16 protein-coding genes are annotated in these 18244 nt (G+C 69.3%); 9 read left to right on the top strand and 7 right to left on the bottom strand.

All coding sequences use genetic code 11. The features are described from left to right. Positions 1-142: 142 nt before the first annotated feature. Positions 143-2491, top strand: a complete 2349-nt coding sequence (gene lon, locus ACWEIJ_RS12615) for an endopeptidase La (protein ID WP_449837261.1) — start codon at positions 143-145, stop codon at positions 2489-2491. Between the two features lie 66 nt (positions 2492-2557). Here lon and ACWEIJ_RS12610 read toward each other — a convergent pair whose 3' ends face one another. The 3 genes from ACWEIJ_RS12610 to ACWEIJ_RS12600 form a co-directional block, all read right to left on the bottom strand. Beyond that, on the bottom strand, positions 2558-3034 hold the full coding sequence (locus tag ACWEIJ_RS12610) for an AMIN-like domain-containing (lipo)protein (protein WP_449837260.1): 477 nt from the start codon (positions 3032-3034) through the stop codon (positions 2558-2560). Positions 3035-3097: 63 nt separating this feature from the next. Beyond that, positions 3098-3547 carry an AMIN-like domain-containing (lipo)protein gene (locus ACWEIJ_RS12605; protein ID WP_449837259.1) on the bottom strand — a complete coding sequence of 150 codons (450 nt, stop codon included), beginning with the start codon at positions 3545-3547 and terminating at the stop codon, positions 3098-3100. 23 nt (positions 3548-3570) lie between these two features. Further along, positions 3571-4194, bottom strand: a complete 624-nt coding sequence (locus ACWEIJ_RS12600; RefSeq protein ID WP_449837258.1) for a polysaccharide deacetylase family protein — start codon at positions 4192-4194, stop codon at positions 3571-3573. A 250-nt stretch (positions 4195-4444) separates the two neighbouring features. Here ACWEIJ_RS12600 and ACWEIJ_RS12595 point away from each other — a divergent pair, with 250 nt between their 5' ends. Continuing rightward, positions 4445-4972, top strand: coding sequence for a YbhB/YbcL family Raf kinase inhibitor-like protein (locus tag ACWEIJ_RS12595; RefSeq protein WP_355435038.1), 528 nt, complete (start codon positions 4445-4447; stop codon positions 4970-4972). Here the strand turns inward: ACWEIJ_RS12595 and ACWEIJ_RS12590 are convergent. Further along, positions 4950-5861 carry a DMT family transporter gene (locus ACWEIJ_RS12590; protein ID WP_449837257.1) on the bottom strand — a complete coding sequence of 304 codons (912 nt, stop codon included), beginning with the start codon at positions 5859-5861 and terminating at the stop codon, positions 4950-4952. The genes ACWEIJ_RS12595 and ACWEIJ_RS12590 overlap by 23 nt on opposite strands. A 71-nt stretch (positions 5862-5932) precedes the next feature. Between ACWEIJ_RS12590 and ACWEIJ_RS12585 the strand changes: the two genes are divergently transcribed. The 3 genes from ACWEIJ_RS12585 (at position 5933) to ACWEIJ_RS12575 (ending at position 8803) form a co-directional block, all read left to right on the top strand. Beyond that, positions 5933-6904, top strand: a complete 972-nt coding sequence (locus tag ACWEIJ_RS12585) for a GlxA family transcriptional regulator (RefSeq protein WP_449837256.1) — start codon at positions 5933-5935, stop codon at positions 6902-6904. 47 nt (positions 6905-6951) lie between these two features. Further along, positions 6952-8325 carry a mycothione reductase gene (locus ACWEIJ_RS12580; RefSeq protein WP_449837255.1) on the top strand — a complete coding sequence of 458 codons (1374 nt, stop codon included), beginning with the start codon at positions 6952-6954 and terminating at the stop codon, positions 8323-8325. Positions 8326-8389: 64 nt separating this feature from the next. Further along, on the top strand, positions 8390-8803 hold the full coding sequence (locus ACWEIJ_RS12575; RefSeq protein ID WP_449837254.1) for a hypothetical protein: 414 nt from the start codon (positions 8390-8392) through the stop codon (positions 8801-8803). Here the strand turns inward: ACWEIJ_RS12575 and ACWEIJ_RS12570 are convergent. Both ACWEIJ_RS12570 and ACWEIJ_RS12565 read right to left on the bottom strand, forming a co-directional pair. Continuing rightward, complete coding sequence (locus ACWEIJ_RS12570) at positions 8800-9204, bottom strand: VOC family protein (RefSeq protein WP_449837253.1); 405 nt, start codon at positions 9202-9204, stop codon at positions 8800-8802. The genes ACWEIJ_RS12575 and ACWEIJ_RS12570 overlap by 4 nt on opposite strands. A 54-nt stretch (positions 9205-9258) precedes the next feature. Then, positions 9259-10446, bottom strand: coding sequence for an MFS transporter (locus ACWEIJ_RS12565; RefSeq protein WP_449837252.1), 1188 nt, complete (start codon positions 10444-10446; stop codon positions 9259-9261). 105 nt (positions 10447-10551) lie between these two features. Between ACWEIJ_RS12565 and ACWEIJ_RS12560 the strand changes: the two genes are divergently transcribed. From ACWEIJ_RS12560 to ACWEIJ_RS12545, 4 genes are all read left to right on the top strand, one after another. Further along, positions 10552-11223 (top strand): FadR/GntR family transcriptional regulator, encoded by a 672-nt coding sequence (locus ACWEIJ_RS12560; RefSeq protein WP_449837251.1) that lies wholly within the window; start codon positions 10552-10554, stop codon positions 11221-11223. A 46-nt stretch (positions 11224-11269) separates the two neighbouring features. Beyond that, on the top strand, positions 11270-12373 hold the full coding sequence (locus tag ACWEIJ_RS12555; protein ID WP_449837250.1) for an epoxide hydrolase family protein: 1104 nt from the start codon (positions 11270-11272) through the stop codon (positions 12371-12373). Beyond that, a complete protein-coding gene (locus ACWEIJ_RS12550) occupies positions 12370-13461 on the top strand; it encodes a winged helix DNA-binding domain-containing protein (protein ID WP_449837249.1) in 1092 nt (363 codons plus the stop codon). The genes ACWEIJ_RS12555 and ACWEIJ_RS12550 overlap by 4 nt, the downstream gene beginning before the upstream one ends. Positions 13462-13533: 72 nt before the next feature. Beyond that, positions 13534-17325 (top strand): phage tail protein, encoded by a 3792-nt coding sequence (locus ACWEIJ_RS12545; protein ID WP_449837248.1) that lies wholly within the window; start codon positions 13534-13536, stop codon positions 17323-17325. On the opposite strand, the gene ACWEIJ_RS12540 is transcribed toward ACWEIJ_RS12545, so the two are convergent. Next, positions 17326-18216, bottom strand: a complete 891-nt coding sequence (locus ACWEIJ_RS12540) for a LysR family transcriptional regulator (RefSeq protein ID WP_449837247.1) — start codon at positions 18214-18216, stop codon at positions 17326-17328. Between the last annotated feature and the right edge of the window lie 28 nt (positions 18217-18244).

Raw genomic sequence — 18244 nt, 5'->3', positions numbered from 1 at the left:
CGCGCATCCTCACCCGGTGTGCACACGAGTGTCCACCGACGTCACCCGTTGTGCGGCGCTCGCTGACAGCGAACACCCGAGGGGAACACCACCCCGCTGAAGTTGGTTGAGCGGTACAGACTCAACTTTGGAGGGTGATGTGATGGGCGAGACGTTGGCCCTGCCGGTGCTGCCGCTGGACGACGTTGTGGTGCTGCCCGGCATGGTGGTGCCGATCCGCATCTCCGGTGCGGACGCCAGCGCCGAGGCCCGCGCGGCCGTCGACGCCGCGACGACGGCCGCGAATCATCAAGTGCTGCTCGTTCCACGTCTGGACGGGAAGTACGCCTCGGTCGGCACGTTGGCCGAGATCGAGCAGGTGGGCCGCCTGCCAGGTGGCGAACGGGCCGCCGTCGTGCGCGGCACCAAGCGCGTGCGGATCGGCACGGGCACCACGGGGCCGGGCGCGGCGCTGTGGGTCGAGGCGACGGTCGCGGACGAGCCGGCGATCACCGAGCGGACCCGCGAGCTGGCCAAGGAGTACCGGGCCCTCGTCACGAACATCCTGCAGACGCGCGGTGCGTGGCAGATGGTCGACTCGGTGCAGCAGATCAAGGACCCGTCGGCGCTGGCCGACCTCGCGGGCTACGCCTCGTACCTCGACGAGAAGCAGAAGATCTGGCTGCTGGAGACGAGCGACGTCACCACGCGGCTGGAGCGGCTGCTGGAGTGGGGCAAGGCGCACCTGACCGAGCTGGACGTCAACGAGACGATCGCGAAGGACGTCAAGGAAGGCGTCGAGAAGCAGCAGCGGGAGTTCCTGCTGCGCCAGCAGATGGCCGCGATCCGCAAGGAGCTCGCCGAGCTCGACGGCAAGCCGGCGACCGAGCAGGAGGACTACCGGGCGCGCGTCGAGGCGGCGAACCTGCCGGAGAAGGTCGAGAAGGCCGCGCTGGCCGAGGTCGACAAGCTGGAGCGCACCTCCGAGCAGTCGCCTGAGGTCGGCTGGATCCGGACGTGGCTCGACACCGTCCTGGAGATGCCGTGGAACGAGCGGACCGAGGACGCCTACGACATCAAGGCCGCGCGTGAGGTGCTCGACGCGGATCACGCCGGTCTGGACGACGTGAAGCAGCGCATCACCGAGTACCTGGCCGTGCGCAAGCGCCGAGCCGACCGCGGCCTGGGCGTCGTCGGCGGCCGTCGTTCCGGCGCCGTGCTGGCCCTGGTCGGGCCTCCCGGTGTCGGCAAGACGTCGCTCGGCGAGTCCGTGGCACGGGCGATGGGCCGCAAGTTCGTGCGGGTGGCGTTGGGCGGCGTGCGCGACGAGGCCGAGATCCGCGGGCACCGCCGCACGTACGTCGGCGCGCTGCCGGGCCGGATCGTCCGCGCGATCAGCGAGGCCGGGTCGATGAACCCGGTCGTGCTGCTCGACGAGATCGACAAGGTCGGCTCCGACTACCGCGGCGACCCCACGGCGGCGTTGCTGGAGGTGCTGGACCCGGCGCAGAACCACACGTTCCGCGACCACTACCTGGAGGTCGAGCTCGACCTCTCGGACGTGGTGTTCCTCGCGACCGCGAACGTGCTGGAGTCGATCCCGGCGCCGTTGCTCGACCGCATGGAACTGGTGCAGCTCGACGGCTACACCGAGGACGAGAAGGTCACGATCGCGAGCGACCACCTGCTGCCGCGCCAGATCGAGCGCGCCGGCCTCGCGCCGGAGGACGTCACGTTCGACCGGCCGGCACTGCACCAGCTGGCGAGCGAGTACACCCGCGAAGCCGGTGTGCGGCAACTGGAACGGGCCCTCGCGCGGATCCTGCGCAAGGTGACCGCGAAGGTGGCGCTGGGCGACGCCGAGCTGCCGGTCGCGGTCGACCAGCCGTCGCTGAAGTCGTACCTCGGCAGCCCGAAGAACACGCCGGAGTCGGCCGAGCGCACCTCGGTTCCCGGTGTGGCAACGGGTCTGGCCGTCACGGGCGTCGGCGGTGACGTGCTGTTCATCGAGGCCTCGCTGGCACCCAAGGACACCGGTGCCTCGGGCGTGACGCTGACCGGCCAGCTGGGCGACGTGATGAAGGAGTCCGCGCAGATCGCGTTGTCGTACCTGCGTGCGCACGACGACAAGGCCGCGGCGCTGGACGGCCGGGGAGTGCACATCCACGTCCCGGCGGGCGCGGTGCCGAAGGACGGTCCGTCGGCGGGCGTCACGATGACGACGGCGCTGGCGTCGCTGCTGTCGGGCCGCCCGGTGCGGTCGGACGTGGCGATGACGGGCGAGATCTCGTTGACCGGCCGGGTGTTGCCGATCGGTGGCGTGAAGCAGAAGCTGCTCGCCGCGCACCGCGCCGGCATCACGACGGTGCTGCTGCCCCAGCGCAACGAGCCGGACCTGGACGACGTGCCGGAGTCGGTGCGCGAGCAGCTGACCGTGCACTTCGTCTCGGACGTGTCCGAGGTGCTGGAGCACGCGTTGTCGAAGGAATCCACCGCAACCGTTGCGGCGTAACGGTTCACGGGTAGACCCCTCGTGGGGGCAGCAGCGGCGACTGCTGCCCCCGCGAGGCTTTTCGCGTCAGTACTGCCCGATGTCGATGACGAGCCGGTACGGGCTCGTGAGCGTGAACACCCGGTGCCAGGCGTTGGGGTCGTTGTAGCCGACGGCGATCCCGAGCACACCCTCGAAGTCGCACGTCAGGGCGACCCGGCGGACGTTGACGAGATCGGGCGTCGCGAAGTTCTGCGACCCGGTGTAGGTCGGGTTGCCGTTCTCGTCGTGCGCGGCGGCACCGATCACGTTGACCGCGAGGATCTCGTTGCTGCCGGGCATGGCGACGGGCGCGCCCGAACCGCAGCTCGCGACGCCGGTGACCTCCCTGACCCGGTAGTCCGGGGTCGCTCCGGACAGGTCCAGCACCACCCGGTCGTACCCGGCGTTGCGGCCGGTCCGGATGTTCGACAGCGTCGGCGTGCTCTGCGCCGACGCCATCGGGACGAACGTGAAGACCGTCAGCACTGCCAGCAGCACCGCGGCCAAGCGTCTGTTCCTCATCATTGGCCCCCTCTCAGGGCTACTCGATGAAAGAACAGACGCGTGACCCGCGTCACAGTTGCGTCAGGGCTTCTGATCGATGTCGACGACGTAGCGGAGAGGACCGGTCAGGAAGCCCGCGCGGTAGGCCGGGCTGTGGTGGTCGACCCCGATCGCGATCGCCAGGTCGGCTTCGTAGTCGCAGGTGAACGCGATGCTCTGCGCGGTCGGCAGCCCGGTCGTGAAGTTGCGCGACCCGCGGTAGAGGTTGCCGTCGGCCGGCTGCAGCCGCACCTGGAGGAACTCCACGCCCGTCGCGTTGACGGGCTTGCCGGAGGCGCAGTTCTCCAGCGAACCCACCGATTCCAGGCTGACGTTCGGCTGGCCGCCGGTCAGGTCGAACACCACGCGGTCGAACGTCGCGTAGTGCTCCGTGTGAACGCCGGTCAGCTGCGCATAGCCCGCCGCCGACGCACTCGGAACGAACGTCACCGCCATGGCAGCGGCGACGAGCACAGCGAAGAACTTCTTCATGCAAATCCCCAGTTCACGATCAACTACCCCAGGAAGTCCTCCAGCGGTACTGGAGTGAGTCCATCTTGCTTGGCGCGGTTCAGGAATGCGGTGAAATCCTCGACAAAAGTCGTGCGGAAGTGCATCAGCACGATGTCACCCGGCTTGAGCCTGTCGCCCATCTGGAACTGCACGTGCCCGTCGTTGACCGCGGCCGTCCAGTTGACCAGCGCCTTGAACCCGCAGCTCGCCGCGGCCTTGCGGGTGTTCGTGTCGTAGTTGCCGAACGGCGGCCGGAACAGCGTCGGGCGCTTGCCGTAGTCGCCGGTGAGGAAGTCCGCGTTGTCGCAGATCTCCTTGCGCTGGAACTCGTACGGCTTGCCCTGGAGGTTCGGGTGGTCGGTCGTGTGGCTCTGGACCGTGACCGGCAGTTCCTTGAAGTAGGCCTTGTGCCCCTCGGCGTACTTGGTGTTGAGGAACACCGACGGCCAGACCCCGGCGTTGATCATCAGCTCGCGGGCCTTCGGGTGCTGCACCGCACCGTCGTCGATCGTGATGAACACGTACGGCTTGTCGGTCGCGATGTGCGTGACGACCGGAACCATGCCGTCGACGGTCGCGGGCGCGTGAGCCTGCGTCTTGCCGAACGTGTACGGCGGCTCGAACATCCGCTTGAGCCGCTCGGGTGTCGCGGTGGTGGTCGTTGTCGCCGGCGCCGGTGAGGACGTCGTGAGAACCGGACCACCGGATTGTTCACCGGGCGTGTCTCCACATGCGACCAATCCGGCGACCAACGCAAATGCAGCAACAAGCCGCAACCTGGACATCGTATTTCCCCCTCCACGCGGAGGACGCCGCGCAGGCCCTCATGGTTGCACGGGGATAGGCTCGAACTGATCACAAAAAGGAGGAGTTCAGATGAGCCTCGAGCGCCCAGTCGCTCCCGACCCCTACGCCTTGCTCCCTTCGGTCGGCACCTTCGACGTCACTTCGGCGGACGTGCGCGACGGCGAGCAGCTCCCCGAGGCCCAGGTCTTCGAGGGCGGCAACACCTCACCCCAGCTCTCGTGGTCCGGTTTCCCCGCCGAGACCCGCAGCTTCGTGGTCACCTGCTTCGACCCCGACGCGCCGACCCCGTCCGGCTTCTGGCACTGGGTGGCCGTGAACATCCCCGTCACCACCACGTCGCTGGACACCGGTGCGGGCAGCTCCGACGCCACGCTGCCGGGTGACGCCTTTCACGTGCGGTCCGACTACGGCACGAAGGCGTTCGGCGGCGCCGCCCCGCCCAAGGGCGACCACCCGCACCGCTACTACTTCGTGGTGCACGCGGTCGACGTCGACAAGCTCGACGTCGACGGCGACGCCTCGCCCGCGGTCGTGAGCTTCAACCTCGCGTTCCACACGCTGGCGCGCGCGATCATCACGCCGACCTACCAGCACTGACCGCCCGGCCGGCTCGCTGGGCCGTGCCCAGCGAGTTGGCCAGGCTCGCGCCGCAGATCAGCACGATCCCGGCGATCTGCAGCGGGTGGATCCTGGTGCCGTACACCGTCATGTCGACGACGATCGCGACCGCCGGGTAGATGAACGACAGCACGGCGATCAACGACGTCGGCAGCTTCTGGTAGCTCGCGTACAGCAGGATGTACATGACGCAGGTGTGGATCACGCCGATGCCGGCGAGCCACGCCCAGCCTGCGCCGATCGACGCCGTGCCGGAGAAGTCGACGAACGGCAGCAGCAGGGCGATTCCGGCGGCCACCTGGGTGAGCGCGATCAGGTGCGGGCGGATTCCGTTGAGCCGCTTGGCGATGATGGTCGCGAACGCGTAGAGCAACGCCGCCAGCAGCGCCTCACCGATGCCGAGCAGGTAGTCCCCGCTGACCGTGACGCTGGTGATGTCGGTGACCAGCACGACGCCGATGAACGCGACGGCGATCCAGCCGAGCTTGACGGCCGTCAGTTTTTCCTTGAACACCAACGCACCCAGCAGCACGACGTAGAACGGTTGCGTGTGGTAGACGACGGTGGCGAGCGAGATCGACGTCTTCGCGTAGGCGGAGAACAGGAAAGCCCAGTTGTAGACGAGGAAGACGCCGCCCGCCAACGCGAGCAGGAACGTCGCGCGGGTGAAACCGGTGTCGCGGAAGAAGCCCCGGATCCAGCAGTGGAGACCCAGGGCGATCGCACCGAACACGCACCGCCAGAACGCCACGGTGAACGGCTGCGCGCCGGACTCGAAGACGAACACGCCGATGGTGCCGGACAGCACCATGGCGATCGTCAGCTCGACGACGCCCTTTTTCTGCAGGTCACCTGCTTGACTGGTCATGGCGCCAAGTTAGCGATAGCTCAGATACTGCCAACAGTGGCAGCGGTGACACCGTTCGCTAAGATCCTGCCATGCTGCGGAGCGTTGCGGTCGTGCTGATCGACGGGGTGGCGCCGTTCGAGTTCGGCGTCGTGTGCGAGGTGTTCGGCATCGACCGCACCGAGGACGGCGTGCCGTCGTTCGAGTTCAGGGTGTGCGGGGAACGGCCGGGCGAACCCGTCGGCGCGAACGTGGGCGTGCGGCTGATCCCCGAGTTCGGGCTGGACGCCCTCGTCGGCGCCGATCTCGTCGCGGTGCCCGCGGCGAGGTTGCGCGAGCACTACCCGCCGGCGGTTCTGCGGGCGTTGCGCGAAGCGCACGCGAACGGCTCGACGCTGCTCTCGGTGTGCAGCGGCGCGTTCCTGCTCGGCGAGGCCGGGCTGCTCGACGACCGGCCGTGCACGGTGCACTGGCACCACGCCGCCGCGTTCACCGAACGGTTCCCGAAGGCACAGGTCGACCCGAACGTGCTCTACGTCGACGACGGCGACATCGTCACCAGCGCGGGTACCGCGGCGGGCATCGACGCCTGCCTGCACCTGGTGCGCCGCGAGCTCGGCACCGGACCGGCGACCGCGATCGCGCGGCGGATGGTGGTGCCGCCGCAACGCGAGGGCGGGCAGCGGCAGTTCATCGACATGCCGGTGCCGGTGAACGCGGCGATGAGCCTGCAACCGGTGCTCGACGCGATGCTGGAGTCGATCGCCACCGAGCACTCGGTCGCCGATCTCGCCCGCCGCGCCCGGCTGTCCGAGCGCACCTTCGCCCGGCGGTTCGTCGCGGAGACCGGCACCACGCCGGTCCGCTGGCTGACCGCGCAACGCGTGCTGCACGCCCGCAAGCTGCTGGAGGAGACCTCGCTCTCCGTCGAGGAGATCGCGCACCTGAGCGGGTTCAGCACGGCCGCCCTGCTGCGGCACCACTTCCACAAGGACGTCGGGGTCTCGCCCAACGCCTACCGCCGCACGTTCGCCGCGGAGGCGCTGCCCGTAAGGCCCGCGTAACACCGCATCGGGGAACACCGCCGCGCCGGAGGTGGTTGGATCGACATGTGAGGCACTTCGACCTGGTCATCATCGGTACCGGCTCCGGCAACTCCATCCCGAACGAGGCGATGGCGGGCTGGGACATCGCCATCCTCGAGAAGGGGACCTTCGGCGGCACCTGCCTGAACGTGGGCTGCATCCCCACCAAGATGTTCGTCCACACCGCCGACCAGGCCGCGGCGCCGGCCAACGCGAAGAAGCTCGGCGTGGACGCCCACCTCGACGCGGTGCACTGGCCGCAGATCCGCGACCGCATCTTCGGCCGCATCGACCCGATCGCCGAGGGCGGCCGCAACTGGCGCGCGAACGAGAACGCGAACGTCACCGTCTACGAGGGCACCGCGAAGTTCGTCGACGCGCACACCATCGACACCGGGACCGGCGAGACCATCACCGCCGACCGGATCGTCGTGGCGGCGGGCAGCAGGCCGACGGTCCCGGAGATCGCCGACATCGACACCACCGGCTTCCACACCAGCGACTCGATCATGCGGCTCGACGAGCTGCCGAAGAGCCTGGTCATCCTGGGCAGCGGGTTCATCGCGTCCGAGTTCGCGCACGTGTTCAGCAGCTTCGGCGTCGAGGTCACCGTGATCGCGCGCTCGAACCTGTTGCTGCGCCACGAGGACCTGGAGATCGCGCAGCGGTTCACCGACGTGGCGAAGACGAAGTGGGACGTCCGCCTGCAGCGCAAGACGATCCGCGCGGAGAAGACCGCGACCGGTGTGCGCCTGCACCTGGAGGGCCCGGACGGCGCGGAAACCGTTGAGGCGGAGCAGCTTCTCGTCGCGACCGGCCGGCAGCCCAACACCGACCTGCTCGACGTGGCCAAGGCGGGCGTCGAGCTGCACGACGACGGCCGCATCAAGGTCGACGAGTTCCAGCGCACCAGCCAGCCGCACATCCTGGCGTTGGGCGACATCAGCTCCGACTACCAGCTCAAGCACGTCGCGAACCACGAAGCCCGTGTGGTGCAGCACAACCTGCTGAACCCGGACGAGCCGATGGCGAGCGACCACCGGTTCGTGCCGGCCGCGGTGTTCTCCAGCCCGCAGATCGCGAGCGTCGGTCTCACCGAGGAACAGGCCAAGGCGCGGGGAATCCGGTACGTCACCTCGTCTCAGGCCTACGCGTCCATCGCGTACGGCTGGGCGATGGAGGACACGACCGGTTTCGCGAAGCTGCTCGCCGACCCCGCCACCGGGCAGCTGCTCGGCGCGCACATCATCGGGCCGCAGGCGTCGACCGTGATCCAGCCGCTCATCCAGGCGATGAGCTTCGGGCTGGACGCGAAGTCCATGGCACGTGGGCAGTACTGGATCCATCCGGCGATGCCGGAACTGGTCGAGAACGCGCTGCTGAACCTGCCGTTGGACTGAAGGCCTCAAGCGACAGGGACTTCCGCCGCTGCCGTTGGCCCCCTTCGCCAACAACGATGCAGCGATGACTGACAGAGTCCTCGTCGCGTACACCTCGAAAATCGCCGCCACCGACGAGATCGCCCAGATCATCGGCACCGAGCTCGCGGGCTGCGGGCTGAGAGTCACCGTGCTCTCGGTCGCCGCCGCCGACACGCTGCACGGGTTCGGTGCCGTGATCATGGGCGACGCCGCGACCCGCGATGCGCATCGGTTCGTGCGGCGGCACAAGGTTTCCCTCAAACACACGCCCATGTGGTTGTTCCACCGCGGCACACCACCCTTACCGACCGATGTCACGCGCATGGTGCGCAAGCTGGGGACCAGCCGGCCCGTCAGCTTCGGCGGGCAGGCACCGGACTGGGACCGGGCGAAGGCATGGGCCCGCTACCTCGCCGACCAGCTCACGGTGCTGCACCGCGGTTTCGTCTCAAATTAGGCCTGGATGATGCGGACGTTGTTGCCGGCCGGGTCGCGGAACACGCAGTCGCGCGCACCCCACGGCTGGTCGGTCGGCTCCTGCACGACGTCCGCGCCGTTCGCCTGCAGCTTGTCGAAGACGCCTTCGAGATCGGGCGTGGACAGCTGGATGTACCCGTACGAGCCGCCCTCGATCATCTCGGCGATGGCGGTCCGCTGCGCGTCGGTGAGTCCCTCGGCCATGGCCGGCGGTTCGAGCACGACGGCGGACGACGAACCGGCCGGGGCGACCGTGATCCAGCGCATCGCGCCCTGGCCGACGTCGGCGCGGACCTCCCAGCCGAGCAGGTCCCGGTAGAACGCCAGCGAGGCGTCGGGGTCGGTGTGCGGGAGGAACGTGGCGTGAATGTTGATGTCCATGACGGCAACGCTACGACCGGCACGAACGCCGGGGCTTCTCGATTCCTGACCGTTCTAGACGTAGCGGGGACGGCCCGCGATCATGCCCAGTCCGGTCAGCGCGGCCAGCAGCACCAGCTGCAGCACGAGCGAGGTCGCCCAGGAGCCGGTGGCGTCCCGCAGCACGCCGAACGCGAACGGCCCGGTGGCCGCGATCAGGTAGCCGAGGCTCTGCGCCATCGCCGAGAGCCGCGCGGTGTCCGAAGTGGACTTCGTGCGCAGCGACATGACCAGCAGCGCCAGCGGGAACATGCCCATGCCGAACCCGATCAGCACGACCCACAGGCCGGGCGCGGCGGCGGGCGCCACGAGCATGCCGAGGATGCCCGCGAACGACAGCAGGCCGAGCACCAGCACCATCGGCGCCTGGCTGGAGAACCGGGCGGCGATCGGCGGCACGAAGAGGCTGACCGGGACGCCGAGCAGCATCGTGATGGCGAGCAGCAGGCCCGCGGTGTTCCGGTCGACGCCGGCGTCGATGAGCATCGCGGGCAGCCAGCCCATGACGGTGTAGGCGAACAGCGACTGCAGGCCGAAGAACACCGTGATGACCCACGCCAGCGGGCTGCGCAGCAACGACCGCTTCTCGACCGGCGTGGCCGAGCGCACGACCGAGGCCTCCGAACCGTGGCGGGCGCCGGCGAACCACACGATCACCGCACCGGCCGACAGCAGCGCCCACGAGCCGACGGCCAGGCGCCACGAGCCGAGGAGGTCCTCCAGCCGGGGCGTGAGGGCGGCGGCCAGCGCGGCACCCGCGGCCAGCGTTCCCGTGTAGACACCGGTGATCAGACCGACGCGCGTGGGGAAGGAAGCCTTCACCACCACGGGGATCAGCACGTTGGACACCGCGATGCCCGCGCAGGCGATGAAGGTGCCGCCCAGCACGACCCACGGACCGTCGATCACGCGCAGCACCAGGCCGAGCGTGAGCACCCCCAGTGACAGTCCGATCGCACGGGCCATGCCGAGGCGGCGACCCAGCCAGGGGGCCGCGAACGCCGCGAAGCCGAAGCAGAGCGCCGGAACGGCCGTCAACGCACTGGTCCAAGCGGCGGAAACGCCGAGGGCGGCGCGGACATCGCCGAGCACCGAGGCCAGACTGGTGACCGCAGGGCGGAGATTCGCCGCCGCGAGGGCGACCCCGATCGCGAGCAGCGTGGACCCGACCAGCGGAACGTGACGATTCTTGACGACCGTCACCCTGCTACCTGGATCGGTGGCAGTCTGTGCGGCAATGGTCGTCTGCTGAATCATCACGCGCACCACTATCGCAGACATGGGATGTTCGGATGAAAGGATGACGCTGTGCCGTTGGCCACTACCCGACGGGCAGGCCTCGTCGACCAGGTGATCGAGCAGATGCGCGGCGCGATCACCAGCGGCGAATGGCCCGTTGGGCAGCGCATCCCGCCCGAGCCCGAGCTGGTCACCGCGCTCGGGGTGGGCAGGAACACGGTTCGTGAAGCCGTGCGCGCGCTTTCACACGCCGGCCTGCTGGAGGTGCGGCAGGGCGACGGCACGTTCGTCCGCGCGACCAGCGAGATCTCCGGCGCGGTCCGCCGCATGTGCGGAACGGAGCTGAAGGAGGTGCTCCAGGTCCGCCGCACGCTGGAGGTGGAAGGCGCACGCCTGGCGGCCAAGCACCGCACCGAGGCCGAACTGGCCCGTCTCACCGACCTGCTGCACCGCCGCGACGCGGCGATGGAGGCCGAGCAGTGGGCCGAGGTGATCGAGCACGACACCGCGTTCCACGTGCTGCTCGTGCAGTGCTCGCACAACACGCTTCTGGCAGAGCTCTACCAGGGCTTGACCGAGGCCGTCAAAGCTTCGGTGGCCGCGTCTGTCGACACCACCCAGCCCGGAGGGGACCAGGTGTCGCACACCGGGCTGCTGCACGCGGTCCGCGACGGAGACCAGGAGAAGGCGGCGATCGAGGCGGGCGGGTTCTTCGAGGAGCTGATCGAGAAGTTCTGTTAGGGATTGCGGACCGATCCTGTCCGCATGAGCTCATAGCGTGGGGGCCATGGAGATCACGCCGTTCCGCATCGAGGTCCCGCAGGCCGAGGTCGACGACCTCCGCTCCCGGCTGGCCGGCACCCGCTGGCCGGAGGAGGATCTGCCGGGCGTCGGCTGGTCCTACGGCATCCCGCTGAGCTACCTGCGCCCGCTCGCGCAGTACTGGGCCGACGGGTTCGACTGGCGTGCCCAGGAGGCGCGGCTCAACTCCCACCCGCAGTTCACCACCGAGATCGGCGGGCAGCGCGTCCACTTCCTGCACGTCCGCTCCCGCAAGCCGGACGCGCTGCCGTTGCTGCTGATCCACGGCTGGCCCGGCTCGTTCGTCGAGTTCCTGAACGTGATCGAGCCGCTGTCGCAGGACTTCCACCTGGTCATCCCGTCGATTCCCGGCTTCGGCTTCTCCGGGCCCGTGCGGAAACCCGGCTGGAACGTGCTGCGCGTCGCGTGGGCGTTCGCGAAGCTCATGGAGGGCCTGGGCTACGAGCGCTACGGCACGCAGGGCGGCGACTGGGGTTCCGGCATCGCGCAGGAGATCGGCCGGGTGTTCCCCGAGCAGGTGGTCGGCGTGCACGTGAACATGCTGCAGACGTTCCGGCCGTCCGGGGTCAACGACCTGTCGCCGGAGGAGCTGCGGGCGCTGGAGTCGTTGGACCACTACCAGAAGGAGCTGTCCGGCTACATGCACGTCCAGCGCACCCGGCCCCGGACGCTGGGGTACGGCCTGACCGACTCGCCGGTCGGGCAGCTGGCGTGGATCGCGGAGAAGTTCCACGACTGGACGGACAACGAGGGCGTGCCCGAGGACGCGGTGGACCGCGACCACATGCTGACCAACGTGTCCGTGTACTGGTTCACCGCCACCGCGGGCTCGTCGGCGGCGCTGTACAAGGAGCAGGCCGCGTCGTGGGGTCAGCAGAAGCCGACCACGGCGCCCACGGGCGTGGCGGTCTTCCCGCACGACATCAGCGCGCCCGTGCGGTCGCTGGCGGAGAAGATGATCCCCACGATCGTGCACTGGACGGAGTTCGACCGCGGCGGCCACTTCGCCGCGATGGAGGAGCCGGACCTGCTGGTCCAGGACATCAGGAAGTTCTTCGGATCACTGTGACCACCACACTTTCCCATCGCACGCTCAACCGGACGCTGCTGGCGCGGCAGCTGCTCCTGGAGCGGACGAACCTGCCCGTCGTGGACGCCGTCGAGCACCTCGGCGGCCTCCAGGCCCAGGCGCCGGTGCCGCCTTACCTCGCGCTCTGGACGCGGCTTCAGCCGTTCGAGTTCGACGCGCTGAGCGAGCTGATCATCGACCGCTCGCTGGTGCGGATGACGCTGTGGCGCGGCACGTTGCACCTGATCTCGGCGAACGACGTGTACCTGATGCGCACGGCGTTGCAGCCGGAGCTCGACAAGTGGGCGCGGACCGTGGTGCCGCCGGCCACGCGGGTCGAGATCGACCTGGACAAGCTCGCGCGGCTCACACGGGAGTTCATCGACACCGAGCCGCGCACGGTCGCGGAGATCGGCGCGTTCCTGGCGGAGCGGTTCCCCGGGTGCACGGCGCGGGAGCTGTCGACGCAGGCGCAGATGCTGGTGCCGATGATCCAGGTGCCGCCGCGCGGGATCTGGGGCGTGGGCGGCGTTCCGCAGAACGTCGCCATGGCCACGTGGCTCGGCCGCGAGCTGCCGTCGCAGGCCGCGGTGCCGGAGCTGATCACGCGGTACCTGCGGGCGTTCGGACCGGCCACGCTCGCGGACGTGCAGGCGTGGTCGCGGCTGACCGGGTTGAAGGCGCACGCGGCCGAGCTGGATCTGGTGGAGTACCGGAACGAAGCGGGCAAGGTGCTGCTGGACGTGCCGGACGGGGTGATCGTGCCCGAGGACGCGCCCGCACCCGCACGGCTGCTGCCGTCGTTCGACAACGTGCTGCTGGGGCACGCCGACCGGACCCGGATCATGAGCGAGGAAGCGCGGTCGCGGTGGGGCGCGGTGCGCAACGGGGTCTTCCCGCCGACGTTCCTGGTGGACGGGTTCCTGCGCGGCACGTGGAACGTCGTGGAGACCAAGGACACCGCGACGCTCACGATCGAGCCCTACTTCAGGACCGCGAAGAAGGACCTGGCGGGCGTGATCCGCGAGGCCAGGGCGGTGCTGAAGGTCATGGCGCCCAAGAAGGCGCACGTGATCGTTGCCCCTTAGGGCGGTTTTCGCTGCCCTCGCGTGTGTCTGGCCGTCGTGTTCCCGCTCGCGCGGCCAGGTCACGCTCGTGCCATGGTCGCCGCACGCCGGTCAGCCGAAGAGAAGGTCACGGGCGCCCTCACGGACGGCAAACGCAAGGCGGGTCCCGGCCTGCACGCCCTGCTCGCGCTGCAACGCGACGCGGGCAACGCGGCCGTGGGCGCGCTGATGGCGGCCAAGCTGAAGCAGCCGGGCGAGGCCGCGATCGAAGCCGCGTTGAAGGAGACCCGTCGCGGCGAGCCCGACCTCGACACCGTCGAGAAGGGGCTCAAGGCGGCGCAGGCGGCCGGTGTGCCGGTGACGCTGGAGGGACCGAAACCGCCCGCGTCCGCGCTGGCCGTGACGACGACCGGGTTCGGGCCGAACGCCGTGGCGCCCAAGAAGCCCGCGCCACCGCCGAAACCGGTGCCCGCGAAGTCCCCGCTGGGCAAGGCGGGTGCGAAACCGGGCCGGCACGGCGGCGGCAAGAACCCGAAACCCGCCGCGGCGCCGGCGGTTCCGGCCGTGGCCGCGGCGGATCCGGCGTTCGCCCAGGTGACCGCGAAGGTGAAGGGGTTCGCGGCGGCCAAGAAGGCGCACCCACCGGCTGCGGCGAAGGCCAAGGAGGCGCAGGACGCCGCGCAGGCACCGGCCGACGACCTGGCCGGGCAGGCGAAGGCCGCGAAGGTCGACTCGATGGACGCGCAGCAGGCCGGGTCGTTCGACAAGCAGGCGTTCATCGCGGCCGTGAAGAGCGCGATCGAGGCGAAGTCGCCGAAGACGCTGCAGGAGGCGACGGCACCGCAGGGCAAGGCCGACGGGGTCGCCGCCGAGGTGAAGGGCATGGTCTCCCAGGGCAAGGAGGGGCAGGCCAAGGACATCGCGGCGGCCACCGACGCACCGCCGGACCAGTCCAAGGCCGTGCCGAAGCCCGTCACACCGATGACGCAGGAGAACCCCGGTGCCACCGCGTCGATCCCGGCCGCCGGTGCCGCACCGAAACCCGCGCCGCCCGCCCAGACCGACCTGAGCGCGGGCAAGCAGCAGGTGGCGCAGGAACAGGGCGACGTCACCGACGAGCAGCTCCGGCACTCGAACGAACCGCAGTTCCAGCAGGCGCTGGACGCCAAGCAGGCCGCCGCGACGCACGCCGACACCGCACCCGGCCAGTTCCGCGCACAGGAACAGCAGGTGCTGGGCCAGGCCAAGGCGAACGCGGCCGCAGAGACCGCCGCGGGCGTGGCCGGCATGCAGGGCGCGAAGGGCGCCGCCCTCGCGGGTCTGGTGGCGGACAAGGGAAAGACGAAGACGAAGGACGAGGCCAAGCGCGCCGAGGTGACCACGCGCGTGCAGGGCATCTTCGCGGCCACCGAGGCCGAGGTGAAGAAGATCCTCGACGGCATCGACCCGAAGGTCGACGCGGCGTTCACCAAGGGCGAGGCGGACGCGCGGCAGGCGTTCGAGAGGTTCGTGGCGGCCAAGGTCGACGCCTACAAGCAGGACCGGTACTCCGGCTGGCTCGGCGGTTACCGGTGGGCCAAGGACAAGCTGCTCGGCATGCCGGACAAGGTGAACGAGTTCTACACCGCCGGCCGCGAGCTCTACCTCAAGCAGATGGACGGCGTGATCTCCCGCGTCGCCGACATCGTGGGCAGCGACCTCTCCCTCGCCAAGCAACGGATCGCGTCCGGCAAGGCGGAGATCGCCGCCTACGTGAAGACGCTGTCGCCGGACCTGCAGAAGGTCGGCGCCGACGCGTCCGCGGAGATCAACGACCGGTTCGAGCAGCTCGAAAGCGAGGTCACCGACAAGCAGAACGCCGTCGTGGACTCGTTGGCCAGCAAGTACGTCGAGGCGCGCCAAGGACTGGACGAGCGCATCGAGGCGTTGCAGGCGGAGAACAAGGGACTGGTCGACGCCGCGATCGACGCCGTCAAGGGCGTGGTCAACACGATCCGCGAACTGGCCGCGATGCTGCGCGACGTGCTCTCACGCGCCGCCGGAGTGGTCGGCGACATCATCAAGAAACCGGTGGAGTTCCTCGGCAACCTGATCGCCGGCGTGAAGGGCGGCATCCTCAAGTTCAAGGACAACATCCTCGACCACCTGCGCAAGGGCCTGATGGGCTGGCTGTTCGGCGCGCTGGCCGAGGCGGGCATCGAGCTGCCGGAGAAGTTCGACCTGCGCGGCATCGTCAAGCTGCTGGCGTCGATCTTCGGCCTCACCTGGACCAACATCCGCAACCGCCTGGTCCGCCAGATCGGCGAGAAGGCGATGGCCGCGGCCGAGAAGGGCGTCGAGATCTTCCAGGTCCTGACCACCCAGGGCGTCTCCGGCCTGTGGCAGATGCTGCTGGAGAAGCTCGGCGACATCAAGACGATGATCCTGGAGCAGGTGAAGGACTTCGTGATCACGAAGATCATCACCGCGGGCATCACGTGGCTGATCGGCCTCCTGAACCCCGCTGCCGCGTTCATCAAGGCCTGCAAGCTCATCTACGACGTCGTGATGTTCTTCGTCAACAACGGCAGCCGCATCCTGAAGTTCGTCAACACCGTGATCGACTCGGTGGCCGACATCGTGCGCGGCAACGTGGGCGGCGTGGTCGACAAGATCAACGACGTGCTCGGCCAGATGGTCCCGATCATCATCGGCTTCCTCGCCAGCGCGATCGGGCTGGGCGGCATCGGCGCGAAGATCCGCTCGATCATCGAGACCCTGCAGAAGCCGGTGAACAAGGCGCTGGACTGGGTGATCAAGAAGGGGCTGACGCTGGCCGGGCCGATCATCAAGGCGGCCAAGGGGATCAGCGGCAAGGTGAAGGCGAAGGTGGCCGCGGGCAAGGCGTGGGTGAAGGGCAAGGTCGAGGCGGGCAAGAAGTGGGTCAGGGGCAAGGCGGCCGCGGCCAGGGAGAAGCTCACCGGCAAGCCGGCCGACCCGAAGCAGGCGGCGATCCTGGACGCAGCGAAGGCGTTGCGCGCCAGCAAGTCGCACGCTGACGCCGAACGACGAGTCGCGAGCATCCGCGGCCGGTACAACGTGCCGCTCAACCTCGTCGTGGAGCGCAAGGACGCGAAGTCCGAGCACGTGCACGTGCAGACCATGCAGACGGACAGCTTCGACATCCCCGCCGAGCACGAGGACGACACAGCGGCCGCCGCCTCGCTGTTCGAGACCGTCGCGGGCGAGACGATGAACGACTACCTGAACAACTTCGCCAACTGGCGCAGACCGCGACGTGGTCAGGAGACCGGCCAGACCAGGGCGGTGCCGGTCCGCCTGGCCGCGCACGCCGTGGAGCTCAACCGCAAGGCCGTCGCGAACTTCGCGGGCAAGAGCCCGGCCACCGCAGCCGCCAAGGCAGCCACCATCGCGGCGGCCAACGGGCAGATCAGCAGAGCGGCGGCGTCCCAGGAGGAGGCCTCGGTCTACCGGTACCTGCGGGCGGCGGCATCCAGCGTCCAGGACCTCTACGGTGGCCGCGACGCGTTCGCGCTGGACGTCGAGCACCTCACCGAAGTGGCCCAGCACCCCGGTGTCTTCGTCCGCACCAAGATCAGCCGCAAGTACGCGCAGATCGTCGAGCGCATCCGCACCGGCAAGGCGCAGCCGGGGACCAAGGAGCGCGAGATCGCCGACATGCACGTGCCGATGGACCGCAAGCGCGAAATCGCCCGTCTGTACGCCGAATCCGTCGTCGAGGAACTGCTCGGCGACGTCGGTACCACCACCGACCACCACGAGCCGGTCGAGATCGAGCTGCTCATCATCACCAAAGCCGCGCACGCCGCGGCGACCGCACGCCGTGCCCGCGAACGTGCCGCCGGGAACGACGACGAGGAGTGATCAGACGACCTGCCTGATCACGTCCAGCGCCACCCTGATCGCGGGCCGCCGCGACGCCTGCGTCCGCCACACCGCGTACAACCGCCGCGTCGGCGTCGGCCGCAACGGCACGATCCGGACGCTGTCCGGCACCTCTCCCCTGCCCAGCCGCGGGATCAGCGCCACCCCGATCCCCTTGGCCAGCAAGGCGATCTGCGTCCGGTACTCGCTGATCCGGTACGCCACCACCGGTTCGATGCCCGCGCCGTGGAACGTCCGCTCCAGCCAGTCGAAGCAGATCGACCCCTCGGTCTGGCAGATCCACCGCTCGCCGGCGAGATCGGTGGGTTCGAGAGACTCCTTGCGCGACAACGGGTTGGCGGCGGGGATCAGCACCTCGGCCACGTCGTCGCCGATGAACGCGCGGGACAGCGACTCCGGCACCGGCAGTGGCGTGTTGGCCCAGTCGTGCACGATCGCCAGGTCGAGCTCGCCGCGGGCGACGGCCTCGGTGGCGTAGGGCGGGTCGATCTCCGTGAGCCGGACGTCGAGGGCCGGGTGCTGCTCGCCCAGACTCACCAGCACGTCCGGGAGGAGGCCGCGGGCGGCCGTGGCGAACGCGCCGACGCACAGGCGGCCGATCGCGGCACCGCGCTGTTCCTCCAGGGTGACCTCGGCCTCCTCCACGAGCTTGAGGACCTGGCCCGCGGTCTCGGCCAGCAGGATCGCGGCGTCGGTGAGGCGGACGCCGCGGCCCTGGCGTTCCAGCAGCGTGGTGCGGGTTTCGCGTTCGAGCTTCGCGATCTGCTGCGAGACCGCGGACGGGGTGTAGCCCAGCACCTCGGCGGCGGCACCGACCGTGCCGTGCACGGCGACGGCGTGCAGCGCCTTCAGTCTTCCCAGGTCGAGCATGTAGCGATGCTAAACCCATACCCTAAGC

The sequence above is a fragment of the Lentzea sp. NPDC004789 genome (genome assembly GCF_053601075.1).
The sequence above is the reverse complement of the archived record's forward strand: the minus strand, read 5'-3'. Positions and strand labels throughout refer to the sequence as shown.